The organism is Haloechinothrix sp. LS1_15 (assembly GCF_033042135.1).
In the GTDB taxonomy this organism is placed as follows: Bacteria; Actinomycetota; Actinomycetes; order Mycobacteriales; family Pseudonocardiaceae; genus Haloechinothrix.
In genome coordinates this window covers 370,510-396,775 of record NZ_WBXM01000001.1, presented here as the reverse complement: position 1 = coordinate 396,775, position 26,266 = coordinate 370,510, and the positions used below count along the sequence as shown (strand labels likewise).

Below are 26,266 nucleotides of genomic sequence, written 5' to 3'. Positions count from 1 at the left end.
GCGAGCCGTGCCCACGTTCAGCTTCACCACGCGCGCAAAACGCGACTTCCAAGCACTCACCACCACCGAGCAGCAGCGGTTCCGGCAGGTGGTGGTCCACCAGTTCGTTCCCGGCCTGAAGGCCGGTTCGTTCCGCCCGGGCTTGCGCGTCAAGGGCATCCAAGGAGCCCGGGGAATCTACGAGATGACCTGGGCGCCGGACGGCCGCGCCACCTGGCAGTACGGCAAGCAGCAACGACCGGGCGAAGCGCACATCATCTGGCGCCGCATCGGCGGGCACCGCATCTTCAGCGGTCCGTGACCGCCGACGAAGGGCTCAGTCCCGTCCACCGTCCGCGCCTCTCGGGTACCAGCCGGGCGTGTGGCTCAGTGCCGGGCGAGCACGGTGAGGAAGGCGCGCCAGGCCGGAACGTCCACGGCCAGCGCACCGCCGGCACGGTCCTTGGAGTCACGCACCAGCGCCAGGTCCATCCGCCGCCAGCCAACCTCGACGCACGCAGCGCCATTACCGCTGTAGCTGCTCGTCCGCCAGGTCACGTCGCTGGAGCTTCCCAGCTCAGCCAGGGTGATCATCGGTCTCTCCATCCGCGTAGAGTTCCGTCGCCACAGAGGCTATGAACTCCTTCGATTGTCTCTCACCCAGCGCGGTGCCCTCCAGCGTGGCCAGGATATTACGGTACGCATCGATCTCGACCGGAAGCTCCAGGAACAGGCTCGACGTCTCGCTGTCCAGGTACACGATCGGCTTGAAGTCGGCAACGTCAAGCAGCGTGAACGGACCCGACATGCCGGCGTGGGCACCAATCTCGGCTGGAAGCACTCGCAGCGTTACGTTCGGTCGCACCGCGATACGCAGCAAGTGGTGGAGCTGATCGGACATCACCGCAGCACCGCCTACTGGCGTACGCAGCACGAATTCGTGCAGGAAGTAGGTGAATCGCGGCGGGATACGGCGACTCAACAAATTCTGGCGACCCAACCGTGCCGCGACGCGATCATCGACTTCGTCGGCAGGCACGTTCACATTGCGGCTAATCACAGCTCGCGCGTAGTCCCCGGTTTGCAGAAGCCCAGGAACCAGCGTGATCTGAAACTCGTCGATCGACAGGGCTTTGGTTTCATGGTCAATCATCGTCCGCACCTGCTTCGGCAGGACCGGGCCGTGTTGCTGGAACCAGCCCTTCTTGTCCTGGTCAACGGTCAGCGCCATCAGCCGGTCGCGCTCGGCGCCCTTCACCCCGCACACCGCGAGGAACGCCGACACGTCGTAGCCGGTGCCGCCACGTTTCCCGGACAGCAGCCGGGATACCCTGCTCGGTGACCAGTCGAGCTGCCGCGCGATTTCGCTGGCGTGGTACCCGGCGTAGGTCATCGCGTCACGCAGCCCCTCGCCGAGCTCCTTGCTGCGGATGGTGGGTTCCCGATCCTCCATGCACCAGCACTGTAGCGATACGGCAGCTTGTGTCCGTCGGACAAAAGCCACATTTCACCCGAGAAGAGGACTGCGGTGTCCCGGGGTCACCGGGTGAGCTGGTGCCATGTCCGACACAGCACCCGCCCGCAACGACGCGTTCCACCTGCTACGCCAGGACCTCTACGGCCACCTCGACGAGGCCGAGTTTCTGGCCATGAAGTGCGTCGGCTGGTCCGATCGCGACGCCGATATCGCCCGCGAGCTGATCCCCGAGCTTGTCGACACCATCCGGCAGATAGTCCTCCTGCACAGCACGGCACCGACCGGAATCTGCGATTGCGGAGAGGACTGGCCCTGCCGCACCGTGTCGGTCATCCGCGCCGAACTCAAGGAACCTGACAGCACCATCCGCGCGCTCTACATTGCCGCCGAGGAAGAACGGGCGCAGCCCTGACCGCGCAGCGTCCGCCTGCCCACTACCTCACGTTCCATAACGATTGCATCGTTCCTGTAGCGCATCACCTCGCTCGGGCGTTACGCCGGTTGTGGGCACGGTCGTGCTCCACGCGCTGCAAGAGTGAGGAGCGAGGCGATGGCGGACTCCCCGGCCACATCCACGCCACGGCCCCGCCGGGGACGCCGGTTACTGGTGATCACGCTGGTCACACTGCTCGTACTCGGCGGCGGCGCGGTCGCGGGACTGTACCTGGTCAGCAACCACCTGGCGGGCAACGTGGAGCGGGTTCCGTCGGTGTTCGAGCCACTGGACGAAGCGGAGCGCCCCGAGCCACCCGCTGGCGAGCAGCAGGAGGCACGCACGTTCCTGCTTGTCGGCACCGACTCAAGGGCCGAGGAGCCCACCACCGGGGCCGACGCCGAGAACAGCACCGTCGAAGACGGCGGCGTCCGCAGCGACGTGATCATGTTGCTTCGGCTGTCCGCCGACAGGGAGAGCGCTGCCGTGGTCTCGGTCCCGCGCGACTCCTGGGTGCACGTGCCGGGCCACGGCATGGCCAAGGTCAACGCCGCCTACGCCTTCGGCGGGGCGAGCCTACTGGTGCACACCCTCGAATCCCTCACCGACATCCGGATCGACCACTTCGCCGTGATCGACTTCGCAGGCTTCGAGTCGCTAACCGACGCCGTCGGCGGGATTACCGTGAACGTGGCCGAGACGACCAGCCACGAGGGTGTGACGTTCGAGGAGGGGCAGAACCACCTCGACGGCGAGGAAGCGCTGGTCTACGTGCGGCAGCGGTACGAGTTGCCTCGTGGTGACCTCGACCGGGTGCAGCGTCATCAGGCCGTGATGCGCGAACTGCTTGGCGAGGCCCTGTCCGAGGACACCATGCGCAGCCCTCGGCGGGCATACACGCTGGTCGACACCGCGACCGACTGGGTAAGCGTCGACGACACGCTGAGCAACGGCGACATGCGCTCGCTGGCCTGGGGCATGCGGTCCATGCGAACGGGCGATGTCACGTTCCTGACCGCTCCAGTGTCAGGGCTCGGCAGGGAGGGGGCTCAATCGGTGGTGTACCTGGACGAGGCCAGGGCGGCCCAGCTCTGGGAAGCGCTCAACGACGGCGAAGTCGAGCGATACGCGGCGGAGAACGAAGACGATGTGCTCGGCGACGATGTCCGGTGACAGGCCGACCGCGACATCCGAGCGACGACGTTCGGTGCTGATCAGCGCCGATCCGGGTGCGGAACGGATCGCGGCGTGGGACCGGCTGGTGGACGCCACGCCCGGCAGCGATGTGACACAGCTGTCGGCGTGGGCACGTTTCCGGCGGCACTACGGCTTCGATTCGCTGTACCTGGTGGTCCGTGACGGAAGCCGCCTCGTCGCAGGGGCCCAGGTGCTGCACCGGCGAATCCGTCCGATCGGCACGATCGGCTACGTACCGTTCGGACCGATCGTCGACCCCGACGTCGCCGACCACGCCCACATCGCCGCGCTTCTCGCCCGCGAGCTGACCGCGCTCGCCTGCGGCTGGTTCCGGATGCTGATCGTGCAGCCGCCCAACGCCGCGGCAGGCATCGGTGAGCGGCTCCTCCAGCAGGGCTTCCGGCGGTCGACCGATCCACTGGTCATGGCTGGCTCGGTACAGGTCGACCTCACCGCGAGCGAGGAACGGCTGCGGAGGAACCTTTCCAAGAGCGTCCGGCGGTGGACCAACAAGTGGGCCGAGGCAGGGGTCACCGTACGCACCGGCGACCACCGGGACCTGCCGCTGCTGGCCGACCTGATGGCCCGCTCCGCCGAGCATCAAGGCTTCACCCCGCTGTCGGAGGAGTACATCACCACGCTGTATCGCCAGCTGGCCCCCGAGCACGTGGTGCTGTTCGTGGGAGAGGTCCATGGCATACCGCGCGCAGCGGAGATGCACACGCTGTGCGGTGGGGTCGCGAAAGCCCGCCTGACCGGGATCGACCGGTCGAGTGACGCCGCGAAGCTCCAGCTGACCGCCGCCATCACCTGGACTGCCATCCGGTGGGCCAGGGATGCCTGCTTCCTGCGGTTCGATCTGGGTGGACTCGGCGAAGGCCCGCTCAGCGGCCTCGTCGACGGGGCTGCCCACCAGGAATCGGACTGGGATGGCGGCGACCGGTTCAAACTCAAGTTCGGCGGGACCGCCTTCCGCTATCCCGCCACGGTCGAGCTGATCCGGCCGTGGCCCGCGCGCCGCGCCTACGAGCTCGCGCGTCACTCCCAGCGCGGGCGGCGGCTTGTCGAGCGAACGGCGCGCAGGCTTCGCGGTGGACGTACCTAACCGAGCGCGACGACGAGCTCGCTCGGGTATAGCTCCAGCACTCCGTGTCCGTACGAGCGCTACCGGCGAACGCCCGATGCGACGTGCACTCGCGTGAGGGAGCAACACCGCCGTTTTCGGTTCGTTACCCGAGAAATCATCATTCGATGTAATAGATCCGCGCGGAGGAGCGACAAGCAGGGCAATACGGACTAGTCCTGTACAGCGCACAAAGATCGTAAAGTCCCCCGCATCGTCCGTTACCCACAGTACCTACTCGCTCCCTCGCTCCTCCTGCCCGAGGTGTTTATGATCGCGCCCGATTCCCTTCACATCGCCGTTGTCGGCTACGGGTACTGGGGGTCCAAACACGTCCGCGTCCTGTCCAGCAAGCCGGAGGTCGCGGTCACCGTGGTCGAGACCAACGAGCTGTTACTCGCCGAAGCTCGCGCCACCTACCCTTCGGTACACGGTGCGACGTCGCTGGTGCAGGTCCTCTCGGAGGTCGATGCCGTCGTCGTCGCCACCCCACCAGCCAGTCACGCCGCGATCGCGCTGGAAGCGTTGCGGGCAGGCAAGCACGTACTGGTGGAAAAGCCGCTGGCGACCTCATCGCACGAAGCCGAGCTGTTGATACGGACCGCTGCGACCAACCACGTCCACCTCATGGTCGGCCACACCTTCGAGTACAACGCCGCCGTGTGGAAGCTGAAGCAGCTCATCGATTCCGGAGAGCTCGGTGACGTGCACTACCTGCACACCGCCCGGCTCGGACTCGGCAGGTACCAGTCGGACTGCAACGTCATCTGGGATCTGGCCCCGCACGATATCTCGATCATCTCGTACCTGCTCGACGAGACGCCGCACACCGTGGGGGTCTGGGCGCAGCGCTACATCGGCCAGGACCACGCAGACGTCGCCTACCTGCGCATGGACTTCAGCGAGACCAACACGCAGGCATTCGTGCACGTCAGCTGGCTCGACCCGCGCCGGGTCCGGCAGGTCACCGTGGTCGGCGAGCGCAAGATGGCCGTCTACGACGACACCTCCGACGAGCGCATCCGCGTCTACGACGTCGGCGTCGACGTGTTCCCCGCCAACCGGCTCAACGGCCCGCACGCGATGCCGGTCAGCTATCGCACCGGGGACATCGTCTCGCCGTACATCCCGTTCACCGAACCGCTGTCCGTCCAGGCAGGCCACTTCATCGAGTGCATCCGCACCGGCAGCCGCCCCAACACCCCAGGGGAACGGGGACTGGACGTCGTCCGGGTCCTCGAAGCCACCGACCGCGCCGACGGCCACCACGCCGTGGTCGGCTCTCCGCGCCAAGCCGGGGTACACGTTGCCGGGCTCGGCGGCGAGGTGGCCGTATGAACGGGAACCACCGGCCGATCCCGTTCCTCGATCTCGCCGGGATCCACGACGCGATCGCTGACGATCTCGACCTGGTGTGGCACAGCGTACGCAAGCACGGGTACTACACCGGCGGCCCCGAGGTCGACGACTTCGAGACCGCCTTCGCCACGTACTGCGAGGCCAGTCACTGCATCGGGGTCGGCAACGGGACCGACGCCCTCGAGCTGATCCTCACCGGGCTCGGCATCGGCAGAGGAGACGAGGTGATCGTGCCCGCCAACACCTTCGTCGCCACCGCGGAAGCGGTGTGCGCCGCGGGCGCGAGGCCGAGCTTCGTGGACGTGAACGCCGCGACACTGCTGCTCGACCCGGCAGCCGCCGCAGCGGCGATCACGCGGGCGACGGCGGCGATCATCGGTGTGCACCTCTACGGCCAGATGGCCGATGTGGATGCGCTGGTCGCGCTGGCCCGCAGGCACGGGCTCGCGTTCATCGAGGACGCGGCGCAGGCCCACGGGGCCCGGTTCGGCTCGACGCGCGCCGGTAGCGCAGGGATCGCCGCGGCATTCAGCTTCTACCCCGGCAAGAACCTCGGCGCGTTCGGCGATGGCGGCTCGGTCGTCACCAGCGACCCCCAGCTGGCCGAGCGGGTCAGGACCATCGCCAACCACGGCCGCGCGGTCACCGACCGGCACCGGCACGAACTGGCCGGGCGCAACAGCAGGCTGGACACCCTACAGGCAGGGGTTCTCGCCACCAAACTCCCGCTGCTCGACGAGAGCAACGCGAGGCGGGCTGCGGCCATGGCGTGCTACCGCACGCTGCTGCCCGACGGCTACGAACCGCTCGCCGAGCACCCGTACGCCGAATCCGTGCACCACCTGGCGGTCGTTCGCACCGGCGCTCGCGACCGCGCTACCGCCGCGCTGACCGGAGCAGGCATCGGGTGGGGGATCCACTACCCGGTGCCGTGCCACCAGCAACCCGCGTTCGAGCGGTTCCCAGCTCAAGCCCCGGTCGCTGAGCAGGCGGCCGGGCACATCCTGTCGCTGCCGATGTCGCCGACGTTGGGCGAGGGCGACATCGCCAGGATCTGTGCCGTGCTGCGAGGTGTCAGGACATGAATTTCAGGGCACACCCGGCAGGCGAACCCGCGCTACCGGCCACCTACGAGGAAGGCGGGGCGCGTAACGGGCAGGGCGATTCGGGGCCACAGGGGAGTCCCGAATCGCCCACCGCCCAGCGAGCGGCAGGCAGGCGACTGCCGCTGCGACTCACGCTGCTCGCGCTTGCCATCGTGTTCGCCGGAGCGGGCGCGGGGGTGGGGACGGCGTTCCTCGTCCCGCCCACCCACGCTGCCCGCGCCGAGATCCTGTACCCGATCACGGAGGAACAACCCACCGGTTTTCTCCGTGAGGACCGCAACCTCACCACCCAGCTGGTCTACCTCCGCAGTCATGCCGTGCTCGGCCCCGTTGCGCAGGAGCGCGGCATGTCGGTCAACGAGCTGGAGCGCAACGTCACGGTTTCGCTGCTGGACAGCAGCGAGCTGATCCGGATCGAGGTGACCGATCGCTCGCATCGCCGGGCGCTCGGTGCACTGACCAGCATCGTGTCCACCTACCTGGCCAACGACAGGCAAGCCCCGGAGTCGGAGGCACTGGACTACGTGGAGTCGGAGCTCTCCGACGTGCGCGCCGAGCTCGACCAGCTCACCAGCGAGTTGGACGAGCTACGTGAGGAGCGCGCCGGCGGCGCCGACGTGGCTGCCGAGATCGCCGGGATCGCCGCGGAACGGGAAGCCAAGATCGAACGCGAGCAGTCCCTGCGCTCCGAGCTCGACTCGATCCGGCTGGTACGGCTTTCCGGACCGTACGCCGAGCTGACCACCGAGCCGTACGCGCTGCCCGACCCGGTCAGCCCCGGACCGGTGACGCTCGCCGCTACCGGGGCACTGACCGGCTCGGTGATCGCCGCCGGAGTCGTCGCCCTGGTCCTGCGGCGACGGGCGCGGACATGACGGAGCGCCATGTCGCAGCCCGCCGCTGATCCGACCACCAGGGGGGCGAGCCGCGCCGCCCGGCCGACCAGCACGGCACGGGATTCGGCGACGGTCGCGGGATGGACGCTGGTCAGCCGGATCACCGGGCTGTTGCGGGTGCTGGCGATCGGCGCCGTGCTCGGGCCCACCTACTTCGCCAACACCTTCCAGGCCGGGTACGTGGTCCCCAACCTGATCTACAGCCTCATCGCGGGTCAGATACTGGCGATGGTGCTCGTGCCCGGCATCGTCCGCACCATCGGTGACCACGGGATCGACAGGGCGCGGCAGCTGCTCGGCAGGGTGGCCGGGGTGCTGCTGGTCATCTCCGGGGCGCTGGCGGCGCTACTCGTGCTGGCCGCCCCGCTGGTGGCATGGAGCCTCACCTTCGACATCCCCGACGCCGAGCTGCGCGCCAGGGCCCAGCAACTCACCGTGCTCATCGTGTTGTTCGTCGCCCCCCAGGTGGTGCTGTACACGGTCGCCGCGTGGCACACCGCGGCGCAGCACGCACGCGGCCGGTTCGCGTTGGCTGCGGCGGCACCGTGCACCGAGAACCTCGGCGTGATCGCGACGATGACAATCGCCGCGCTCGCATACGGCGGCGGGACGGAAGCCGACAGCGTGCCGATCGGCCTCGTCGTCTTGCTCGGCGCAGGCGCGACGGCCTCCGTCGCAGTGCACGCCTGCCTGCAGGTGCTCGGCGCGGCGCGGGCCGGAGTGCTCGCGCGTCCCTCGCTGCGGTGGCGTTCCGACCAGGAAGCCGTCGACACGCTGCGCAGGCTGCGCCGTTCGGTGCGTGTCGCGGCCTGCCCGGCAGCGGCGATCTATCTGGTGCTCGCCCTCGCGGCCACCGTGCCCGGTGGCGTCTTCGTGCTGCAGGTGGCCTACGCGGTGCACAACGCGGTGATCGCGCTCAGCGCTCACGCGGTGTCCACCGCCGTGCTTCCCCGGCTCGCCGAAGCCGCACGGCGGCACGATCCCGCGCCGTTCGCTGAGCACTGGCGACGCGGGATCAGCTACACGGCGATGGCGAGCGTGCCCGCGCTGGTGCTGCTGGCCGCGTTCGCTCGCCCGGCCGCGGAGCTGCTCACCAGGGGCGAGGTCGCGGCAGGCCCGATCGTCAGCTCGCTGGCGGCCTGTCTGGCGGTGGTCGCAGCGACCCAGCTGGCAGGCGGGCTGCACAACCTCGGCAGGCAAGCCCTCTACGCCAGGCTCGACGACAGGGGCCCCCGGCTGGCAGCAGCCATCGAGTTACTGGTCACCGCGGCGGTCGGCGTGCTGGCGCTGTTGCAGCTGCCCACCGGCCTCCCGCTGCTCGTCGGGTTGGTGGTCGCGGTGCTGTGCGGCGAGGCGGCGGGAGCCGGGATCGTGCTCACCCGGCTGCGGGGCACGATGCGCGCCGGGCGGTTTCTACCCGGACGCCCCCTGGCCGGCATCGCCGCCGCAGTGGCCGCCATGCTTCCCGTCGTCGCGGTCGGCGCAGGCGTGCTTCCCACCAGCGGCACTGGCAGCCTTGCCGAGCTGGGCCTGCTGGCGTTGTTCGGCACCGCGGCACTCGGCTGCTACGCATCCGTGCTCCGCGCGCTGAGCACCCGTGGGTGGGGGTGAGCGGATGAGCCCGGAGCCGCGCGCGCCGGAACGCCTACCCGTGGCATCGTCCCGAGCCGCACGGTGGCGGGGGCCGGCAACGCTCGGTCTGGTGACCGCGGTGTGCGCCGGGTCGCTCGGCGCGGCACTCGGGCCGGTGGCCGCGGTGGTGGCAGTCGCGGCCGTGGTGCTGCTCGCCGCCTGCGCCCACCACCCGATCCTGGCCACCTACCTCTATCTCGGCACGTTACCGATCATCGCCGGGATCGATCGTGGCGAGGCGATCCCGCTCGCCCGACCTAACGAGGCACTGCTGGTCCTGCTGCTGGCCGGGGCCGCGCTCGGGGGGTACCTCCGCCTCGCGCGCGGTGATGCCGTCCCGTGGCGCCCGCACCCGGTCGACGTGCCGCTCGGGCTGTTTCTGGTGCTGTCCACCGTGTGGCCGATCGCCGCGCAGCTGCTGCGGCAACGCGACGTGGGTGTGGACGAGGCCGTCGCGGTGCTGCCCGTCGCCAAGCTCGTGGTGCTGTTCCTGCTCGTTCGGCTGACGGTCACGCGGCAGGAGCAAGTGCTGCGCTGTATCCGGCTTGTCATCTGGCCAGCGGCGGCGCTGGCCGTCGTGGCGATCCTGCAAACGCTCCAGTTCGGACCCGTGATCACGGCGTTGACGGTTGTGTGGGGCCTCGAGGAGAGCGCGGAAGGGCCCTCGATGAGGGGGTCGTCGACGCTCGGCAGCTCGATCGCCACCGGGGACTACATCCTCATCGCGCTCACGCTGATCGTCTGCTGCGCCGCGCGCGGGCTACTGCGTCGCTGGGAACGCTGGGGAACCGGGCTGGTGCTGGCTGCCGGGGCACTCGCCGCGGGTCAGTTCTCCACCTGGATCTCGGCGATCGTGGTGGCTGCCCTGCTCGTCTGGCGCTACCCGTGGCTGATGCGCAGCGCACGCCGCTTCTGGCCGCTCGGCCTCGTGGCGCTCGCCGCGGGCGCCCCCGCGCTGATCAACCGGCTGGCGAGCTTCGGCGAGGGTTTCGGCGTGCCACGGAGCTGGCTCGGCCGGTGGGACAACCTCGTCAACCTCTACTGGCCCCAGTTCGACCCGCCGAGCGTGCTGCTCGGCGTTCACCCCGACCCGGTGCTGCGAGCGCCGGAGACGTGGCGGGACGTGGTGTACCTGGAGTCCGGCTACCTCCAGTTCGTGTGGATCGGCGGGCTGCCGCTGCTGCTGGCCTTCCTGTGGCTGGCGGTCACGGTGCTGCGCGGGGCGGCGATCGCCAGCCACAACTCCACGGCCGCGGGCGCCTGCGCCTCGGCACTGCTCATCGCGTGGTGTTTCGTCCTCGTCCTTTCGGTGATCGACGCGCACCTAACGCTGCGCGGCGCGGGGGACTTGCTGTTCCTGCTGCTTGGGATCTTGACCGCATCACATACCTCGAGGAGGAGAACCCATGACACGGCCGGTTAGCACGCCCGCTGTCGCTGACACCGCGCAACGCGTCGCAGACACCGTCCTCGCCGCCGTCGCGCTGCTCGTGTTCGCGGTACCGATACTCGCGATCGCCGTCGCCATCCGGCTCACCAGCAGCGGGCCCGCGCTGTTCCGGCAGCGCAGGCTGGGCCGCGACCGTCAGGAGTTCACGATGCTCAAGTTCCGCACGATGCGGCGGGGCGGCGACGATGGCTCGCTCCGCGAGCTGATCGCGCGGGAGCTGCGCGGCGAGGACACCACCGTGGCGGGCAGCTGCAAGCTCGACGACGACCCGCGCATCACCCGCATCGGGGCACTGCTGCGTGCCACCAGCCTCGACGAACTACCGCAGCTGATCAACGTGCTGCGCGGCGAGATGAGCCTCGTGGGCCCGCGCCCCTGCCTGCCGTGGGAAGCCGCGATGTTCCCCGTCGAGTTCGACGCACGCTTCGCGGTACGTCCAGGGATCACCGGCCTGTGGCAGGTCAGCGGGCGCAGCACGATCGGCACGCTCGGCATGCTGCATCTCGATGTGGACTACGTCCACAGCAGGACCATGCGCGGCTACCTGCACATCCTCTGGCGAACCATCGGCACACTGGCCAGAAAGGACGGTGCGCGGTGACCCCCACGACCACCACGCTCTACGTCGCCACAACCGGCGGGCACCTCGCGCAGCTGCGGGCGTTCGCCGACCGGATCCCGGCAGGCGGCCCGCAGCTGTGGGTCACCCACGAGAACGAGCAGAGCAGGTCGCTGCTGGCCGACCGGGCTGTCGAGTTCGTACCGTACGTCGGTGTCGGGGACGTCGCGGGCGTCCTGCGCTGCGTGCCACACGCCCATCGGCTGTGGCGCAAGCACCGGATCGGCTGCGCGGTGTCGACCGGCTCCGGTATCGCTCTCGGATACCTGCCCTACCTGGCCGCGCGCGGCGTCGCCTGCCACTACATCGAAAGCGCTGCCCGTACCTGCGGACCGTCACGAACCGGTCGGGTACTGCGCTGGACCCCAGGGGTCGCGATGTACTCGCAGTACGACAGGTGGGCGCGGCCGCCGTGGCGCTACAACGGGAACTGGTTCGACGGGTACGAAGCGGCGAGCGAGCGCCGCGTGCTCGGCAGGCGGCTGCTGGTGGTGGTCACCGTCGGCACCGCGGAGGAGTTCCCGTTCCGGCGGTTGTTCACCACCCTGGTTCCCCTGCTGGCGCCCGGCGGCCCTGTGGCCACGGCGCTCGGGCGGCCGGTCACGGTGCTGTGGCAGACCGGCGGCACGCCGGTGACGGACCTACCGATCCACGCGCGGCCCTTCCTGCCGGAGACCGAGCTCCGCGCGGCGCTGCGCGCGGCGGACATCGTGGTGTGCCACGCCGGGACGGGGTCGATGCGGGCGGCGCTGGATGCAGGCCACCTGCCGGTGGTGGCACCACGCCTCGCCTCGGCAGGCGAGGCAGGCGATGACCACCAGCGCGAGCTCGCCGCCGAACTCGCGCGACGCGGCCTGGCCATGGTCGCCGAAGCCGACGCGATCACCCCGGAAGACCTGCTGGGCACCCTCGGCGTCGCCGTCCGGCGGACCCCGGTCCTGCCTTCGTTCGACCTGGTGCGGTGATCGCATGCGATGTGTCGATGTCGACCCGCGATCGGATGCCTGCTGGGCGAAGCTCGCCGCCTGCCAAGCGGGCTGCCTGTTCACCTCACCACCATGGCTCGAGGCGATCTGCGGGACGTTCGGGCTCCCCGCCGAAGCACGGCTGGCACTCGACGCGAGCGACCGCCCGGTGGCCGGGTTCGCCTGGGTTCCGGTGAACGACCTGCGGGGTACGCGCTACTCGGCGCTGCCGTTCAGCGATCGCGCCGACCCCATGGTCACCGACGTCGCCACCTGGCAGGCGCTCAGCGCCGACGCACTCAGTGCCGGGGTGCCGCTGACCGTGCGCTGCTGGGAAGACGCGGCTCCGGCGCGCGATTCCCGGATGGTCACCGTAGGCGGTCTCGCCTGGCACGGCACGCCGCTCGACGCCCCGCTCGACGAGCTGTACCGCAGGCTGTCCGGAACCGCGCGGCGCAATATCGCACGCGCGCGACGAGCGGGGGTACGCGTCGTTGCGACAGCGGAGCAGGACGCGATGCACGCGTTCCATCGCCTGCACCTGCGATTACGCAAGCGCAAGTACCGGCTGCTCGCGCAACCACCGGAGCTGTTCGACCGGATCTGGCAATCCTTCGCCCCGCGCGATGCCGTCGTCACCCTGCTTGCCTACGAGCAGCACACGCTGATCGCAGGGGCGGTATTCCTGGTCTGGAACGACGTGCTGTACTACAAGTTCGGCGCCTCGCTGCACGAGCACCTCGCGCTACGTCCCAACGACGCGCTGTTCTGGGCGGGCATCGAATGGGGTGCGCGCAGGAACCTCGCATGGGTCGACTGGGGATGCAGTGACGACGACCAGCCCGGCCTGATCGCGTACAAGCGCAAGTGGGCAAGCGAACAACGACGCATCGTCACGCTCCGACAGGCCGAGGCACGGTCACCAGGCCACCATGAAGCCGACGCGCTGCTCGGCGAGCTGACCGCATTGCTGACCGAGGAGTCGGTTCCCGACCATGTCACAGCCAGAGCTGGCAGGTTGCTGTACCGGTACTTCTGCTGAGCGCCGCGCTACCGACGTAGCCCGGGCAGCCCGGGCAATCGGAAGCGCTCGTAGCCGGGCAGCTGCTTCCATGTCTGGCCGTTCCAGTGCCGGAAGACACGCTCGACGTAGGCCCGGCCTGCCTGGTCCTTCCAACTCCCGGAGAAGTGCTGGCCGAGGCAGCCTTCGAAATCACCGGCACGGTAGTCCTCCGGGAAGAACCCGACCCACCCCTCGTAACACGCCCGCATCAGCCCGAGCGAGTAATCGACGTTGAACGCGGTGCTCTCCCTCGAGTGCGGGTACGTTCCCGGGTGGAAGAAGTGCTTGATCTGGAGCAACCCGAAACTGGTCGGGCAGGGAGCCCGATCACCCGGCACGCACTTGCGCTGATCGTCGACCTCGTCACCGGCTTTCGACTGCACCCACGAGCTCTCCGCCATGGCCTGCGCGCGCACCAGATCCGGGTTGATACCCCACTTGCACGCTGCCCACTCGATGATCTCGTCGGTCGTCCCGCGGAAGTCCCCGTCGATGCGGGGCAAGAACCGCGCGTTGGCCTCCGGGTCATACCCCTGCCACGGGGGAAGGGACAGCTCACTCGGCACGTGGTTGTTCGCCTCGGAGTTCCCCGGGATCGGTTCCCACCCTGACCGAGAGTTCCACCTTGCGCACAGCTGCCCGGAAGGCAGCGGCGTGCCCGGCGGGGTGGCGAGCGGTTCCCGCTCCTGAACCGGCACCGCGGCCTGCGACGGGATGACCGTCAGGCTGACCGCGAGCAGCAGGAACGTGGCGAGCACCGTCACGAGCCGGACCATGGCGTCCACCACCGATCTCGCAGCCACGGCGCAGCCAGAACCGTGCCGTCGCGGACAGTCAACCAGAGTATGGGGTTAGTCGTACGGCGCGACGGAAACGTTAGCGGCACGGGCAACCGGGCAGGCGCGCCGGAACATCACGCCTGTCCGCGCGGATCCCGCGCCCGCGCCAGCCGGTGACCGGCTCGACCACCGCCATCGAGCAGCGTCCCTTGCGTGAGCTACGACAGCTCCAGCTTCGCCGCCGACCGCAGCGTGGCAGGCGAGACGCGGGAGAGCAGGTAGGTCACCTTCGCCTCCGGCGTGACCGGGACTACCGGCCGCTGGCGCTCCACCGCGCGCACGATCTCGGTGGCCACCCGCCTCGGCGTGAAGTTCCTCCTGCCGTACAGCTTGGTGGCCCGATCGCGCTTGGCCTGCTGACCTGCGTCGTCCACCCCGGTGAACCGTGCCGTCCTGGTGATGTTGGTGGCGACGACGCCGGGGCAGATCGTGGACACCCCGATGCCGTGACCGTCCAGCTCCGCCCGCAAGCAGTCGGACAGCATGAACACGGCGGCCTTCGTGGTGGCGTAGGCCGGTAGCTCCCTGGTCGGCAGGTACGCGGCCATCGAGGCGACGTTGACGATATAGCCACCCTCGCCGCGGGCGACCAGCTGCTCGCCGAACGCGCGGCACCCGTGGATCACGCCCCACAGGTTCACGTCCAGCACCTGATGCCAGTCCTTCGCGGTGGTTTCGAGGAACGGCCCGGAGAGCCCGATCCCGGCATTGTTGATCACGATGTCCGCACCGCCGTGCCGATCGGCGACCGCGCTAGCGAACCGGAACACATCGGACTCGTCCGTCACGTCGACCCGGTAACCGTGCCCCGGCACCCCGACCACCCCGGCGAGATCGGCCGTGCGGTGCGCCGCGTCACCGTCGATGTCGGCTGCGACCACTTCGGCACCGGCTTCCGCGAACGCCAGCGCCGTCTCGCGGCCGATACCGCTGCCTGCTCCGGTCACCACAACCAGATGGTCGGCGAACCGGGGCCGGGCCGTGCCGACCTCGGCGCGGCGCAGCGCGCGGGAAGCGGCCCCGCCCGCAGCGTGGCGCGCGAACTCGTCGACCATCCGGGCGACCGCCTCGGGGTGGGTCAACGGCGCCCAGTGCCTGGCATGCAAACTCCGCCGCCACAACCGCGTGACCCAGCGCTCCACGCCTTCGGTCAGCGGCGGAGTCGCGTAGCGGTCCCCGGTCGGCTGGATGATCTGCACCGGAACCTCGGTGCGCCGCTCGCGAGGCGCCTTGCCGATCCGCTTGAACATGTTCGCCCGGTACAGCGCGATACCCCGCACGGCGTCCGAAGCCAACGTCGGCGCGGGGTGGTTCGGGATGGTGGCCGGTACCCCCTCGAGCCGCTCCAGCAGCCCCGACCAGCGCCGGGCGAGCACCAGCCGCCACACCGCAGGAGCCACCACCGGCACCTGGAACGCCGCGATGTACCAGGAGTGCAGCAGCTGCGAAACGACCTTGCGCAGGTTACGCGGTGTGGGCCGCGCCAGCCGGTCCCGCATCAGGTGCCCAACGTGATCGAGGCACGGGCCGGAGATCGAGGTGAACGAGGCGATACGCCGGTGCGCGCCGGGCTCGGTCACCGCCTCCCAGGACTGGATCGATCCCCAGTCGTGCGCGACGAGGTGCACCGGCTCGGTGGGGCTGACCGCGTCGACGACCGCGAACAGGTCAGCTGCCAGCAGCTCCATGCGGTAGCTGCCGGTTCCCTTCGGCGCGGAGGAGCGTCCCGCTCCCCGCACGTCGTAGCGGACCACGTGGTACGACCCGGCGAGAATGCCTGCCACGCCATCCCAGACGGTGGCCGCATCCGGGTAGCCGTGCACCAGCACCACCGTCGGGTTGCCCGGGTCGCCGCTTTCGTACACGGCGAGCCGGACGCCGGAGGAGTCGACGAAGCGGGTGGGTTCGGGAACGGTCATGCGTCCTCCATCCGTTGCCATCGCCGCACGTGCGGCAGGTCATCGTCGAGCCAGTAGGCGGGGTTGCCTGGGTCGCCGGTCACGACCAGCAACTCCTCGAACTTGATGCCGACATCGCGGAACGCGATGTGCGGCTCCACCGCCCACAGACCCGGCGTGGGTGCGTGTGCCGAGGCACGCTTGTCCGCCCACAGCGGGGAACGGCCGTGCAACCGCTCTGTGATCAACTCGCGGCCCAGCGTCTGCAGCGTGCGGATGCCGAACCCGAACACGGTCACGCCCTTCGGGCCGATGGCATGCTGCCTTGTCACCTGGTGGCCGATCACCCTGCCGGGATACACCTGGTGGCGGTTGCAGAACCCGTGTCGGTCGATGAGCTCGTCCACCCGCTTGTAGATCTCGTCCAGCGTGTGGCCCTGGCGTACCTGCCGCAGGATGAAGTCGCGGTACTCGCGCAGGTCGGCGCACAGCCGCTGCCAGACGCGGTTGGCACCGATCACGCCTCCGTAACCGATATCGGCGGTGTAACCGTCGACGATCGGCGCGCAGTCGAGCACGAACGGCATGCCCTCGCGCAGCTGCCGGTTGCCGGGGAAGAACTGGAACGGAACCCGGAAGTTCCGGAAGGCGGTGCGGTCACCGAACCACGCGAACGGCACGTGGAAGAAGTCCTCCACACCGCCCGCGATGAGCCTGCGACGCAGCTCGTCCGCTGCCTGCCGCTCGGTGACGCCCGGCTCGAGCCACTGCGCGGTTTCCTCGGCGCACCGGTAGGCGAGCTGCTGCACCTCCCGGAACCGCTCCAGGTCGCGCTCGGAGAAACTCAGCGCCGCTCCCGTGGCCGCACTCCCAACCATCAGCGCCTCACAGCGTCGTCGGGTGCTCGCGGCCACGTCCGGCGCTCTAGTGCAGAACTGACCGCGAGTAACATACTGATGGTATGCTAGCCCTGCCCGACGCGCACTGTCGAGACTCACCCAGCTGAGGCGCAGCAGACGGTGGATCGCTGAACGTGACGTTCAGCGCCAACCCCCACCGGTCAGAAGCGCGGGTGGGAGCCACGGAGGACGGCGCTGTCGCCGTCGGAGTCGTCGGTGGGGCGGATGTCGCCGAGGACCCAGGCGGGAACGTGGCGTGCGGTGAGTACCGCGAGGGCGCGATCGACGTCCTCGGCCGCGATGACGGCCACCATGCCAACACCCATGTTGAAGGTGCGCTCCATCTCGTCCTGGTCGATCCGGCCTCGATGGGCGATCATGCCGAACACCGGTTGCGGGGTCCAGCTGTCGCGTTCCAGGATCGCCACCAGGCCCTTGGGAATCACCCGCGCCAGGTTCGATACGAGCCCGCCGCCGGTGACGTGCGCGAAGGTGCGGACGTTGGTCTCGGCGATCAGCGAGAGGCACTCCCGCGCGTACACTTTGGTTGGTTCGAGCAGCTCCTCGCCAAGCGTGCGGCCGAACTCCTCCACGTGCCCGTCCAGCGGCATCCTGGCATCGGACAGCAACACCTTGCGCGCGAGCGAGTACCCGTTGGAGTGCAGCCCGGTCGAGCCCATCGCGATCGCCACATCACCCGGCCGCACCCGCTCAGGACCGAGTACATCGGCTGCCTCCACCACGCCGACGCCGGTCGCGGAGATATCGTAGTCGTCCTCGGCCATCATGCCGGGATGCTCGGCGGTCTCCCCACCGAGCAGTGCGCATCCCGCCTGCACGCACCCCTCCGCGATACCGCCGACGATGCAGGCGACCTTGGCCGGGTCGACCTTGCCGATCGCGATGTAGTCCTGCAGGAAAAGCGGCTCGGCCCCGGTCACCACCAGATCATCGGCGACCATGGCCACCAGATCGATACCGATGGTGTCGTGCTTGTCCATCGCCTTGGCGACCATGATCTTGGTGCCCACACCGTCGGTGGACGAGGCGAGCACGGGTTCGGTCCACCGGTCGAGCTTGAGCGAGAACAGCCCGGCGAAACCGCCGACACTCCCGTGCACCTCGGGACGGCTGGCCCGCTGCGCGTGCGATTTGATCAGTTCGACGGCCTGTTCGCCTGCCTCGATGTCGACACCGGCTGCGGCGTAGGTTGCCTTGTTCGGCGGGGTGGTCACGATGCTCCGTTCCGTTCCACGACGCGCTACGAATCGCTACGGACGCTGCATGGCGTCGTGCGCACCGTAGCCCTCTTGCGTGCTGGTGGGTGACGCGCCGGATGCCGGTTCGATCCCTTCCAGCACGTGCTTTCCGATCAGCTCGTCCTCCGGTAGCGGGATCGGGTACTGACCGTCGAAACAGGCCGCGCACAACCGAGAACGGGGTTGCTCGGAGGCCGCGATCAGCCCGTCGAGAGAGACGTATCCCAGCGAGTCCGCGCCGATCGAGCGGCGGATGCCTTCCATGTCCAGCCCGTTGCCGATCAGCTCGGCGCGGGAGGCGAAATCGATCCCGTAGAAGCAAGGCCAGCGCACCGGCGGCGAGGCGATGCGGACGTGCACCTCGACGGCGCCTGCCTCGCGCAACATCCGCACCAGAGCGCGCTGGGTGTTGCCGCGCACGATCGAGTCGTCCACGACGATCAGCCGCTTGCCCCTGATGATTTCCTTGAGCGGGTTGAGCTTGAGCCTGATACCGAGCTGCCGGATCGTCTGCGAGGGCTCGATAAAGGTGCGGCCCACGTAGGCGTTCTTCACCAGGCCTGAACCGTACGGGACGCCCGAGGCCTGCGCGTAGCCGATCGCGGCGGGCGTGCCCGACTCGGGAACCGGGATGACGACGTCGCCGTCGGCCGGGTGCTCCTCGGCCAGCCTGCGGCCGATCTCCACCCTCGTGGCGTGCACGCTCCGCCCGGCAATGGTGGTGTCCGGCCTGGCGAGGTAGACGTACTCGAACACGCATCCCTTGGGCTCCTGTGGCGCGAACCGCGAGGAGCGCAGGCCGCTGGCGTCGATGGCGAGCAGTTCACCCGGCTCGACCTCGCGCACGAACGACGCGCCCACGATGTCCAGGCCCGCCGTCTCGCTGGCGACCACCCAGCCACGCTCCAGCCTGCCGAGCACCAGCGGGCGAACGCCGTACGGGTCGCGTGCCGCGTACAGCGTGTTCTCGTCGGAGAACACCAGGCAGAACGCCCCACGTACGGTCGGCAACAGCTCGAGGGCGGCCTCCTCCAGCCCCTTGTCCGTCGACGCGTGCGCCAGCAGCGAGGTCAGTACCCCGGAGTCGGTCGTCGACGAATCCCTGCCGAACAGCCCCAACGAACGGGCGCGGTCGGCCAGCTCGGCGGTGTTGACCAGGTTGCCGTTGTGGCCGAGCACGATGCCGGTACCGGCCTCGGTGGTGCAAAACGTCGGCTGCGCGTTCTGCCAACTCCCGCCGCCTGTGGTGGAGTAGCGGCAGTGCCCGACGGCGACGTGCCCGCTGAGCGAACACAGCACCTGCTCGTCGAACACCTGATTGACCAGGCCGAGGTCTTTGTACACCACGATCTGCGAGCCATCGGAGACCGAGATCCCTGCCGCCTCCTGGCCGCGGTGCTGCAGTGCGTACAGGCCGTAATAGGCGAGCTTGGCGACTTCCTCGCCCGGCGCCCACGCACCGAAAACCCCGCATTCCTCACGTGGTTCGCGGTCGAGACCCAGCTCGTCAGGGTCGGTTTGTGACACCGAAGGGCTCCCGAGAGAACGACGAATGGCTAGTGCCAGTGTAGCCCTAACGGTGTCACTCACCCCGCCGTAGGAGGCGACGATCTCACCCTGACGAGCGCATCCAGGTCATGCGGCCGGTATCGACCGGCACCCAGCAGCCGTTGACGTCGCCGATCGGCTCGGTGCCGTTCGCGGCGGCCACACCGCCGGGAATGCGATCATCAGGCAGCGCGAGCAGCTCGTCCAGCACATGCTGGGCGGTGCCCGTGACCTGCCACAGCACCGTGGTCGGCGCCAGGATGTCGGATTCGTCACCCGGCACGCGCTCAGCCTGCACGTCGTTCTCGGCTCGTAACGTGACGACATCCACGACGTTGTCGTGGACCCGTACGCCCACCACCGCGAGGAGTACCCCGTTCGCATCGGTGGGATGAACGAACTGGAAGCCCCGCTCGATCAGCTGTTGCAGCGCGGAGTCGATATCGGCCTGCTCGTCCGGTGCGGTGGTGGTGCCTGGCTCACGCGACGACGTCATCGAACTCGCCGTCCTTCGCCCCCACCACGAAGGCCGCGACCTCGTCGCGGGTATAGATCAGCGCGGGACCGTCCGGGTGGCGCGAGTTTCGTACCGCGATCTCCCCCGAGTCCAGTCTGGCGATCTCCACGCAGTTGCCCTGGGCTCCGCTACGCGAACTCTTACGCCATTCCACCCCAGCCAGTTGCGCGGCATCCATGCCGTTGACAACGGTCGTCATCACTAACCCCACTTTCCCCGACTCGAACGTGCTTCTGCACGTGCATTGCTCTCGCGGCGAGACCGTAGCAGTTGACCATGCACGTGTGAATGCACGTGCACACGCCGGTGCCGCACCAACCGATAAATCACTAACTCAGGCGACAAAGTCCGGAGATCTGCCTACTCACCGTGCGCTATTCGCCAGCACGGGACGCCAGCACGGCCAGACGGGTGACGTCAGAACTCGTTGCGCACCTTCGCCAGCCACTCCCTGGTCCTGATCGGGGTCTCGGCGTCGACCGCCAGACGGTCCAACGCCCGGCCGTACCGCTCGAGCTCGTCGGCGCGATCCAGGTAGAGCGCTCCGTGCAGGTACTCCACATAGACGATGTTGGTCAGCTCCGGTTCACGGAACCGGAGGATGGAGAACGAGCCCTCCACCGCGTGGCCGCTCCGGTCGTAAGGCAGCACCTGCACGGTGATATGCGGCATCTCGCTCTGCTCGAGCACCGCGTCGATCTGCTTACGCAGTACGGCCCGGCCACCGACGGGCCGGTGCAGTACCGATTCGTCGATGATGCACCAGAAGCGCGGCGATTCCGGATGAGCGAGCAGCTTCTGACGCTGCATGCGCAACGCGACGCGTTCCTCGATCTGCTCGGTGGACATGCCGACCCCGAATTGCGACACCACGGCACGCGTGTAGTCCTCCGTCTGCAGCAGCCCGGGCATGAACTGCAACTCGAAGGCCTGGATACGCCACGAGACCTCTTCAAGGCCGACGAACTCGTTGAACCAGCCCGGAATGACACCCTCGTACCGCTGCCACCAGCCAGGCTCGTTGCACTCTGCCGCGAGATCAAGGTACTCCTGCCGTTGTTCGGAGTCGTGCACCCCGTACATGGTGAGCAGGTCGTGAATGTCCCGCTCCTTGAAACCGACCCGACCCAGCTCCAGCCTGCTCATCTTGGACTCGGAACCCCGGATAGCGTTACCGGCGGCCGCGCGGCTGATTCCCTCGCGCTCCCGTAGCCTGCGCAGCCGCGCCCCCAGGATCATGCGCCGCGCCGAAGGCGCTCCGATCTGCTCGTTTCCCGAATCTCCGCGTGCCCACGTCGCCATTGCCGCATCCTCGTGTCGGTATCGGTGGATGTGCGTGCCCCGTGATCCCGCGGCGCGTCCGGCAACCATCACCGCGGGCCGGACACGGAACTCGGGACAGTTTACTATGCGCAACGCAGTCGCCCAATCACGAACCGTTGGTCGATCCGTGCGACAGGGGTCCCATGCAGGTGCATGTTGCACGTAGGCTTGCCCTCACTACCCTACGCGTGACATGACCCACGTCACGACGTCCAGCTGATACCTGCGAGGTGTGCGATGACCGGTGCGACAACCCGGAACGAGGAGCGCGCCCCAGTGGGGGTGGATCCGACGCGAGCGAGCATCGCGCGCGTCTACGACGCCTTCCTGGGGGGTAAGGACAACTACGAGATCGACAGGCAGGTGTTCGAGGGGGTGAAGGCCAAGGCCCCCGAAGCGCAGGAGCTGGCACTGGACAACAGAGCGTTCCTGATCAGGGTGTGCCGCTTCCTCGCAGGCCAGGCCGAGATGGACCAGTTCCTCGACTGCGGCTCCGGCCTGCCGACCGCCGAGAACATCCACCAGGTCGTGCAGCGTCTCCAGCCGGAGGCGCGGGTGGTCTACATCGACAACGATCCCGTCGTGCTCGCCCACGGGCGCGCACTGCTCGAGGAGAACGACCGGACACACTTCTCCCCGGCAGACATCTACGACCCGCAGGCCGTGCTGGCCGACGAAGTCGTGGCCACCCACATCGACTTCACCGAGCCCCTCGCCTTCCTACAGCTCGGCACGCTGCACCACTTCGAGGGCCCGAAGAACCGCCCGCAGGAAATCATGCGCGAGTACATCGACGCGCTACCCTCCGGCTCCTACGTGGCGATCAGCCACTTCCTGGATCCGGAGAACGAACACAGCACCGTGGCGCGCAAGATGGAGGAGGTCTTCCGGCACAGCCCGATGGGCTCCGGCACCTTCCGCACCGCCGCCGAGATCGAGGACCTGTTCTGCGGGCTCGAACTCGTCGAGCCCGGCGTGGTCAAGTGCGCCGAATGGTGGCCGGACGGCCCGCGACTCAAGCCGCTCAGCCAAGTCTCCCACTGCATCGCGGGCGGGGTGGCCTACAAGCCGTAGCGGGCAAGCCCCGACGAACGCACCGGTCAATCGACCGGAAGCCAGTCGGACAGGTCGGCCCGCGTGCCGGATACGCTGATCCGGCCACCATCGACGGCTTCTGCCCACCGCATCCGGCCGCAAGCCAGCTCGAGCCAGGTGCGCGGGTCGGCCTCCACGACGTTCGGCGGGTTACCGCGCGTGTGCTGCGGCCCCGCGATGCACTGCACCGCGGCGAACGGCGGGACACGGACCTCCACGCTGCTTCCCGGGGCGCGGTGCTGCAACGCGCGCAACGTCAGCCGCACCGCAGTGGCGAGCTCGGCACGCGCCGGTTTCCCGGCCTGTCCATCCAGCCAGGCCGTCACGGCGGCGAGGGCGTCACGCACCTCACCGGGATCGGGAGCACGCCGGGACGCAACCACGCCACCCAGCGTACGACGCACCGGCCGGTATACCGTGAACCCCGGCCAACAGCCTGCCCAGTCAGGCAGGCATAGGATGATCACGTAACCGAAATCACGAGCCGAGCGATGGAATGCCGATGGCGAGTCCGGACGAGTCAGGCAAGGTGCGGCAGCAGCGCATCCAGCCGACACCCCCGATCACCGAATCCATGCGAGCGCATGCGCGCCGGAACCCCGGCACCTGGCTCCACGTGATCGACGAAGCCTACGACCCGGACGGTGACGTGCCGCAGTTCGCGGTGGTCGGCTCGTACCCCGTTGACACCAACGGGGACGTGGTGGAGTCGTTCCACCCCAACGAGGACTACCTGCCATCACCGAAGGCGCTCGGATACCCGGAGCCGACCTCGGAGCTCGAAGAGCTGCTCCAGCTGGTGGACGCCCAGCACCGGCCCGTGTCCGACCTGCCACCTGTGGTGCTGCGGTCGATACTGTACGTCTACGCCGTCTCGCCGAGGCAGAACAACCTCACCGGCTTCTACGACCGCACCGGTCGCATCGTGGTACCCGCCTACACCAGCCGCACCATGGTGCCCGCCGACTGGCCCGGTGCGCGTGAACTCACCGGGCGGCAGCTGCTGCCGTTCCTGGCAGGCCATCCACTGGCGATCAACCCCCACGAGATGGTGACCGCGGTGATTCCCGCGCGTCACCTGGAAATCGCCGCTCGCGGGCAGCGGTAGCACCCGCACACCCGCCCTCGCGCGGTCTCACTCGACCAGGTGACGCTCGATGTGTGGAGCGCCCGTGATCGGGTGATGATGGTGCGGCAGATGTCGATCAGCTGCCGGAACGCACGTCCCGACCTTATCCCTGCCCTCGTCTTGCGCTCGTCACGGCGAGGCGGTTGGCGCTGGTGCCGTCCGGACAGCAGCGATCGGCACCGCAGACCTGCACCCGGTGGGAGGAGAACTCCGTGCGCTCCACATTCAGGACGCGACTCAACGCCACGACCGTCCATCTCGTATCGGGCATGCTGCTGCTCGGCTCGGTGATACCCGCCGCAGCGTCCACCGACTCCAGGAAAGGTGATCGGGACGGCCACCCGCACCACGCCCACGGAGCGTCGATGGGATCCCAGATCGCACGAGTCGAGGGCTCGCCCAGCCCGAGAACCGGAACGGGCGAGCGCGAACGCTCCAACACACGCTCCGATGTGCGCGGTATCGACGTCAGCGGATGGCAGCGGGAGGTCGACTGGGAGTACTGGTGGGACGAGGGCAAGCGCTTCGCCTACGTCAAGGCCACCGAGGGCACCGGCTTCCGCAACTCGTACTTCACCCAGCAGTACAACGGTTCCTACGACGTCGGCATGATCCGCGGCGCGTACCATTTCGCGCTTCCCGACAGGTCCAGCGGCGCGGCTCAGGCGGAGTACTTCGTCAACAACGGCGGGGGGTGGAGCGACGACGGCAGGACCCTGCCCGGTGTGGCCGATCTCGAGTACAACCCGTACGGCGAGTACTGCTACGACAAGTCCAAGCCGGAGATGGTGTCGTGGATCGAGGACTTCCACGATACCTACAAGGACATGACCGGACGCTACCCCGTGTTCTACACCTCCACCTCCTGGTGGAAGCTGTGCGTCGGCGACGATCACGACTTCGGCGAAACGGTTCCACTGTGGATCGCGCGGTACGCGGACCAGCCGGGCCACCTGCCTCCCGGGTGGCACTACTACACGTTCTGGCAGTACACCGACGATCCCATCGACAAGAACGAGTTCAACGGCACCATCAGCCAGCTCGAAGCCATCGCCTCCGGCTGATCCGAACGGAGTGTGTGGTGCGGGCTCCCCGTTGGCCCCGACTCGCGTGGCGAGCCGGCTCGGGCGGTGCCCGGTGCACCGGTGTGCGCGTCGAGGCGGCACAATACGCCGCGAGTGTCACGCACCGGCACGTCACGTGGAACCGCGTCACCGCAAGGCACGTCGTAGCGCGTGAGCACCAGGCGGACGCACCGAGATGGGGAGGGCCACACCATGACCGAGCCACCGCAACCAGGGGGACACCCGGGCCAGGGGGACCCGTACCAGCAGCCGCAGCCCGGCGGTTATCCCCAGCAGGGCGGTTATCCCCAGCAGGGCGGTTATCCCCAGCAGGGCGGTTATCCGGGAGCGTACGGCCAGTACGGGCCAGGCCCGTACCCGCCAGCCGGTGGCATGCCCCCCGGTGGTCCGCCGCCGGGTGTGATGCCGCCCGGCGGCTTCGATCCCGGCCACGGTGGCGGCAACGGCAAGCGCACCGGCCTGTGGATCGGACTCGGCGCGGGCGGTGCGGGCGTACTCGCCGTAGCGGCTGTGCTGATCACCGGGTTCGTCACCCCCGGTTTCTTCCACGGCGGCAACGACCCGGACGAGGTGGCCGCGACGTTCGTGGACGGCTGGAACGAGCGCGACGCGAGCACGATGACGGCTGTGGTGTGCGAGCAGTCCACCATGGCGGACGAGGACAGGCTGCCTACCCAAGAGGACCTGAACGTGTCCGAGGAGATCAAGGAGACCGTCACGATCGCCGGACCCGCTACCGAGGAGTCCGACGACCTCGCCACCGTGCCGATCGAGCTGACCAGTGAGTACGGTGAGCTGGCCGGTGAGAACGGCGAGCTGACGATGACGCTCGAACTCACCAACGAGGACGGCTCCTGGTGCGTCGACAACGCCATGTTCGACGAGGACGTCTTCCCCGGTCAGGGCGATCCGGACATGCCGGGAGAGGACCCTGGCCAGACCATGCCCGAGGGTGAACTCGGCACCGAGGCCAGGGACTTCCTCGACGAGTTCGTCAAAGCCATCAACGACGGTGACGAGGACGCCGCGACCGGGGTGCTCTGTGGGGACGCGCCCGACATAGTCGGTGACAGCATCGAGGCCGCGATCGACGCCGATGTCGAGATCTCCTCGACCGACCCCGGAATGGAGTTCGACAGCTGGTTCAGCGCCGAACTCGAAGGCAGCGGCGAGCCGGGCGAGATGAGCGGGTTGCTGATCGTCGATTCCGAGAACGACGACTGGTGCGTGGAGAGCTTCAGCCTCCACTGAGGCAGCTGCCACCGGCATCCCGGGCTCCGGCTACCGGATCGAGGCGTCACCTTCCGGGCATCCCTCACAAGAATGATGTCGACCTGACATACTGCTCACCTCCGTACCTTGCCGCCTCGATGCT

Annotated in this window: 27 protein-coding genes; 16 read left to right on the top strand and 11 right to left on the bottom strand. The window is 68.6% G+C overall.

All coding sequences use genetic code 11. From position 1 onward, the window contains the following. Nucleotides 1–7: 7 nt before the first annotated feature. Nucleotides 8–301: a hypothetical protein gene (locus F8178_RS01890; RefSeq protein ID WP_317492826.1), complete on the top strand. Its 294-nt coding sequence runs from the start codon at nt 8–10 to the stop codon at nt 299–301. A gap of 65 nt (nt 302–366) precedes the next feature. On the opposite strand, the gene F8178_RS01885 is transcribed toward F8178_RS01890, so the two are convergent. Next, nucleotides 367–573 (bottom strand): DUF397 domain-containing protein, encoded by a 207-nt coding sequence (locus F8178_RS01885; RefSeq protein ID WP_317492825.1) that lies wholly within the window; start codon nt 571–573, stop codon nt 367–369. Beyond that, a complete protein-coding gene (locus F8178_RS01880) occupies nt 557–1,432 on the bottom strand; it encodes a helix-turn-helix transcriptional regulator (protein WP_317492824.1) in 876 nt (291 codons plus the stop codon). The genes F8178_RS01885 and F8178_RS01880 overlap by 17 nt, the downstream gene beginning before the upstream one ends. Before the next feature lie 106 nt (nt 1,433–1,538). On the opposite strand from F8178_RS01880, the gene F8178_RS01875 reads away from it, so the two are divergent. The 11 genes from F8178_RS01875 to F8178_RS01825 all read left to right on the top strand — a co-directional run bounded on the left by F8178_RS01875 (nt 1,539) and on the right by F8178_RS01825 (nt 13,278). Next, the gene (locus F8178_RS01875) at nt 1,539–1,868 is read left to right on the top strand and encodes a hypothetical protein (protein ID WP_317492823.1); all 330 of its coding nucleotides are present in this window, start codon (nt 1,539–1,541) and stop codon (nt 1,866–1,868) included. 138 nt (nt 1,869–2,006) lie between these two features. Then, nucleotides 2,007–3,062, top strand: a complete 1,056-nt coding sequence (locus F8178_RS01870; RefSeq protein WP_317492822.1) for an LCP family protein — start codon at nt 2,007–2,009, stop codon at nt 3,060–3,062. Further along, nucleotides 3,052–4,191, top strand: a complete 1,140-nt coding sequence (locus tag F8178_RS01865; RefSeq protein ID WP_317492821.1) for a peptidoglycan bridge formation glycyltransferase FemA/FemB family protein — start codon at nt 3,052–3,054, stop codon at nt 4,189–4,191. The genes F8178_RS01870 and F8178_RS01865 overlap by 11 nt, the downstream gene beginning before the upstream one ends. Before the next feature lie 288 nt (nt 4,192–4,479). After that, nucleotides 4,480–5,547, top strand: coding sequence for a Gfo/Idh/MocA family oxidoreductase (locus tag F8178_RS01860; RefSeq protein WP_317492820.1), 1,068 nt, complete (start codon nt 4,480–4,482; stop codon nt 5,545–5,547). Next, nucleotides 5,544–6,653, top strand: a complete 1,110-nt coding sequence (locus F8178_RS01855; RefSeq protein WP_317492819.1) for a DegT/DnrJ/EryC1/StrS family aminotransferase — start codon at nt 5,544–5,546, stop codon at nt 6,651–6,653. Before F8178_RS01860 ends, F8178_RS01855 begins: the two co-directional genes overlap by 4 nt. After that, complete coding sequence (locus tag F8178_RS01850) at nt 6,650–7,549, top strand: hypothetical protein (RefSeq protein ID WP_317492818.1); 900 nt, start codon at nt 6,650–6,652, stop codon at nt 7,547–7,549. Before F8178_RS01855 ends, F8178_RS01850 begins: the two co-directional genes overlap by 4 nt. A gap of 9 nt (nt 7,550–7,558) precedes the next feature. Next, nucleotides 7,559–9,181 (top strand): lipid II flippase MurJ, encoded by a 1,623-nt coding sequence (gene murJ / locus F8178_RS01845; RefSeq protein ID WP_317492817.1) that lies wholly within the window; start codon nt 7,559–7,561, stop codon nt 9,179–9,181. Between the two features lie 4 nt (nt 9,182–9,185). Next, nucleotides 9,186–10,625, top strand: coding sequence for a hypothetical protein (locus F8178_RS01840; protein WP_317492816.1), 1,440 nt, complete (start codon nt 9,186–9,188; stop codon nt 10,623–10,625). Further along, nucleotides 10,609–11,253 carry a sugar transferase gene (locus F8178_RS01835; protein ID WP_317492815.1) on the top strand — a complete coding sequence of 215 codons (645 nt, stop codon included), beginning with the start codon at nt 10,609–10,611 and terminating at the stop codon, nt 11,251–11,253. Before F8178_RS01840 ends, F8178_RS01835 begins: the two co-directional genes overlap by 17 nt. Beyond that, a complete protein-coding gene (locus F8178_RS01830) occupies nt 11,250–12,236 on the top strand; it encodes a glycosyltransferase (RefSeq protein ID WP_317492814.1) in 987 nt (328 codons plus the stop codon). Before F8178_RS01835 ends, F8178_RS01830 begins: the two co-directional genes overlap by 4 nt. 4 nt (nt 12,237–12,240) lie before the next feature. Continuing rightward, nucleotides 12,241–13,278, top strand: a complete 1,038-nt coding sequence (locus tag F8178_RS01825) for a GNAT family N-acetyltransferase (RefSeq protein ID WP_317492813.1) — start codon at nt 12,241–12,243, stop codon at nt 13,276–13,278. An 8-nt stretch (nt 13,279–13,286) separates the two neighbouring features. On the opposite strand, the gene F8178_RS01820 is transcribed toward F8178_RS01825, so the two are convergent. The 8 genes from F8178_RS01820 to F8178_RS01785 form a co-directional block, all read right to left on the bottom strand. Beyond that, nucleotides 13,287–14,102 (bottom strand): hypothetical protein, encoded by an 816-nt coding sequence (locus F8178_RS01820; protein WP_317492812.1) that lies wholly within the window; start codon nt 14,100–14,102, stop codon nt 13,287–13,289. A 194-nt stretch (nt 14,103–14,296) separates the two neighbouring features. Next, nucleotides 14,297–16,057, bottom strand: coding sequence for an SDR family oxidoreductase (locus F8178_RS01815; RefSeq protein WP_317492811.1), 1,761 nt, complete (start codon nt 16,055–16,057; stop codon nt 14,297–14,299). Further along, nucleotides 16,054–16,914, bottom strand: a complete 861-nt coding sequence (locus F8178_RS01810) for a M24 family metallopeptidase (protein WP_317492810.1) — start codon at nt 16,912–16,914, stop codon at nt 16,054–16,056. The genes F8178_RS01815 and F8178_RS01810 overlap by 4 nt, the downstream gene beginning before the upstream one ends. 182 nt (nt 16,915–17,096) lie before the next feature. Continuing rightward, nucleotides 17,097–18,170: a phosphoribosylformylglycinamidine cyclo-ligase gene (gene purM, locus F8178_RS01805; RefSeq protein WP_317492809.1), complete on the bottom strand. Its 1,074-nt coding sequence runs from the start codon at nt 18,168–18,170 to the stop codon at nt 17,097–17,099. A gap of 36 nt (nt 18,171–18,206) precedes the next feature. Next, the gene (purF, locus tag F8178_RS01800) at nt 18,207–19,721 is read right to left on the bottom strand and encodes an amidophosphoribosyltransferase (RefSeq protein ID WP_317492808.1); all 1,515 of its coding nucleotides are present in this window, start codon (nt 19,719–19,721) and stop codon (nt 18,207–18,209) included. An 85-nt stretch (nt 19,722–19,806) separates the two neighbouring features. Continuing rightward, nucleotides 19,807–20,238, bottom strand: coding sequence for a hypothetical protein (locus F8178_RS01795; RefSeq protein ID WP_317492807.1), 432 nt, complete (start codon nt 20,236–20,238; stop codon nt 19,807–19,809). Continuing rightward, nucleotides 20,222–20,458 (bottom strand): DUF397 domain-containing protein, encoded by a 237-nt coding sequence (locus F8178_RS01790; RefSeq protein WP_317492806.1) that lies wholly within the window; start codon nt 20,456–20,458, stop codon nt 20,222–20,224. Before F8178_RS01790 ends, F8178_RS01795 begins: the two co-directional genes overlap by 17 nt. A gap of 218 nt (nt 20,459–20,676) precedes the next feature. Further along, nucleotides 20,677–21,561: a DUF5753 domain-containing protein gene (locus F8178_RS01785; RefSeq protein ID WP_317492805.1), complete on the bottom strand. Its 885-nt coding sequence runs from the start codon at nt 21,559–21,561 to the stop codon at nt 20,677–20,679. 258 nt (nt 21,562–21,819) lie between these two features. Between F8178_RS01785 and F8178_RS01780 the strand changes: the two genes are divergently transcribed. After that, nucleotides 21,820–22,656 (top strand): SAM-dependent methyltransferase, encoded by an 837-nt coding sequence (locus F8178_RS01780; RefSeq protein WP_317492804.1) that lies wholly within the window; start codon nt 21,820–21,822, stop codon nt 22,654–22,656. Between the two features lie 26 nt (nt 22,657–22,682). Here the strand turns inward: F8178_RS01780 and F8178_RS01775 are convergent, their stop codons facing one another. After that, the gene (locus F8178_RS01775) at nt 22,683–23,060 is read right to left on the bottom strand and encodes a sterol carrier family protein (protein ID WP_317492803.1); all 378 of its coding nucleotides are present in this window, start codon (nt 23,058–23,060) and stop codon (nt 22,683–22,685) included. Between the two features lie 119 nt (nt 23,061–23,179). On the opposite strand from F8178_RS01775, the gene F8178_RS01770 reads away from it, so the two are divergent. The 3 genes from F8178_RS01770 (at nt 23,180) to F8178_RS01760 (ending at nt 26,142) form a co-directional block, all read left to right on the top strand. Further along, nucleotides 23,180–23,785 carry a type VII secretion system-associated protein gene (locus F8178_RS01770; RefSeq protein ID WP_396344952.1) on the top strand — a complete coding sequence of 202 codons (606 nt, stop codon included), beginning with the start codon at nt 23,180–23,182 and terminating at the stop codon, nt 23,783–23,785. Nucleotides 23,786–24,075: 290 nt separating this feature from the next. After that, complete coding sequence (locus F8178_RS01765; protein WP_317493058.1) at nt 24,076–24,870, top strand: lysozyme; 795 nt, start codon at nt 24,076–24,078, stop codon at nt 24,868–24,870. A gap of 213 nt (nt 24,871–25,083) precedes the next feature. After that, the gene (locus F8178_RS01760; RefSeq protein WP_317492800.1) at nt 25,084–26,142 is read left to right on the top strand and encodes a hypothetical protein; all 1,059 of its coding nucleotides are present in this window, start codon (nt 25,084–25,086) and stop codon (nt 26,140–26,142) included. Nucleotides 26,143–26,266: the final 124 nt, after the last annotated feature.

What these genes read in the sequence shown, in the direction of transcription:
- F8178_RS01885 (WP_317492825.1), bottom strand. Translation starts at nt 573, where the DNA reads ATGATCACCCTGGCTGAGCTGGGAAGCTCCAGCGACGTGACCTGGCGG.
- F8178_RS01880 (WP_317492824.1), bottom strand. Translation starts at nt 1,432, where the DNA reads ATGGAGGATCGGGAACCCACCATCCGCAGCAAGGAGCTCGGCGAGGGG.
- F8178_RS01875 (WP_317492823.1), top strand. Translation starts at nt 1,539, where the DNA reads ATGTCCGACACAGCACCCGCCCGCAACGACGCGTTCCACCTGCTACGC.
- F8178_RS01870 (WP_317492822.1), top strand. Translation starts at nt 2,007, where the DNA reads ATGGCGGACTCCCCGGCCACATCCACGCCACGGCCCCGCCGGGGACGC.
- F8178_RS01865 (WP_317492821.1), top strand. Translation starts at nt 3,052, where the DNA reads ATGTCCGGTGACAGGCCGACCGCGACATCCGAGCGACGACGTTCGGTG.
- F8178_RS01860 (WP_317492820.1), top strand. Translation starts at nt 4,480, where the DNA reads ATGATCGCGCCCGATTCCCTTCACATCGCCGTTGTCGGCTACGGGTAC.
- F8178_RS01855 (WP_317492819.1), top strand. Translation starts at nt 5,544, where the DNA reads ATGAACGGGAACCACCGGCCGATCCCGTTCCTCGATCTCGCCGGGATC.
- F8178_RS01850 (WP_317492818.1), top strand. Translation starts at nt 6,650, where the DNA reads ATGAATTTCAGGGCACACCCGGCAGGCGAACCCGCGCTACCGGCCACC.
- murJ (WP_317492817.1), top strand. Translation starts at nt 7,559, where the DNA reads ATGTCGCAGCCCGCCGCTGATCCGACCACCAGGGGGGCGAGCCGCGCC.
- F8178_RS01840 (WP_317492816.1), top strand. Translation starts at nt 9,186, where the DNA reads ATGAGCCCGGAGCCGCGCGCGCCGGAACGCCTACCCGTGGCATCGTCC.
- F8178_RS01835 (WP_317492815.1), top strand. Translation starts at nt 10,609, where the DNA reads ATGACACGGCCGGTTAGCACGCCCGCTGTCGCTGACACCGCGCAACGC.
- F8178_RS01825 (WP_317492813.1), top strand. Translation starts at nt 12,241, where the DNA reads ATGCGATGTGTCGATGTCGACCCGCGATCGGATGCCTGCTGGGCGAAG.
- F8178_RS01815 (WP_317492811.1), bottom strand. Translation starts at nt 16,057, where the DNA reads ATGACCGTTCCCGAACCCACCCGCTTCGTCGACTCCTCCGGCGTCCGG.
- F8178_RS01810 (WP_317492810.1), bottom strand. Translation starts at nt 16,914, where the DNA reads ATGGTTGGGAGTGCGGCCACGGGAGCGGCGCTGAGTTTCTCCGAGCGC.
- F8178_RS01795 (WP_317492807.1), bottom strand. Translation starts at nt 20,238, where the DNA reads ATGACGTCGTCGCGTGAGCCAGGCACCACCACCGCACCGGACGAGCAG.
- F8178_RS01790 (WP_317492806.1), bottom strand. Translation starts at nt 20,458, where the DNA reads ATGACGACCGTTGTCAACGGCATGGATGCCGCGCAACTGGCTGGGGTG.
- F8178_RS01785 (WP_317492805.1), bottom strand. Translation starts at nt 21,561, where the DNA reads ATGGCGACGTGGGCACGCGGAGATTCGGGAAACGAGCAGATCGGAGCG.
- F8178_RS01780 (WP_317492804.1), top strand. Translation starts at nt 21,820, where the DNA reads ATGACCGGTGCGACAACCCGGAACGAGGAGCGCGCCCCAGTGGGGGTG.
- F8178_RS01770 (WP_396344952.1), top strand. Translation starts at nt 23,180, where the DNA reads ATGGCGAGTCCGGACGAGTCAGGCAAGGTGCGGCAGCAGCGCATCCAG.
- F8178_RS01765 (WP_317493058.1), top strand. Translation starts at nt 24,076, where the DNA reads ATGCTGCTGCTCGGCTCGGTGATACCCGCCGCAGCGTCCACCGACTCC.
- F8178_RS01760 (WP_317492800.1), top strand. Translation starts at nt 25,084, where the DNA reads ATGACCGAGCCACCGCAACCAGGGGGACACCCGGGCCAGGGGGACCCG.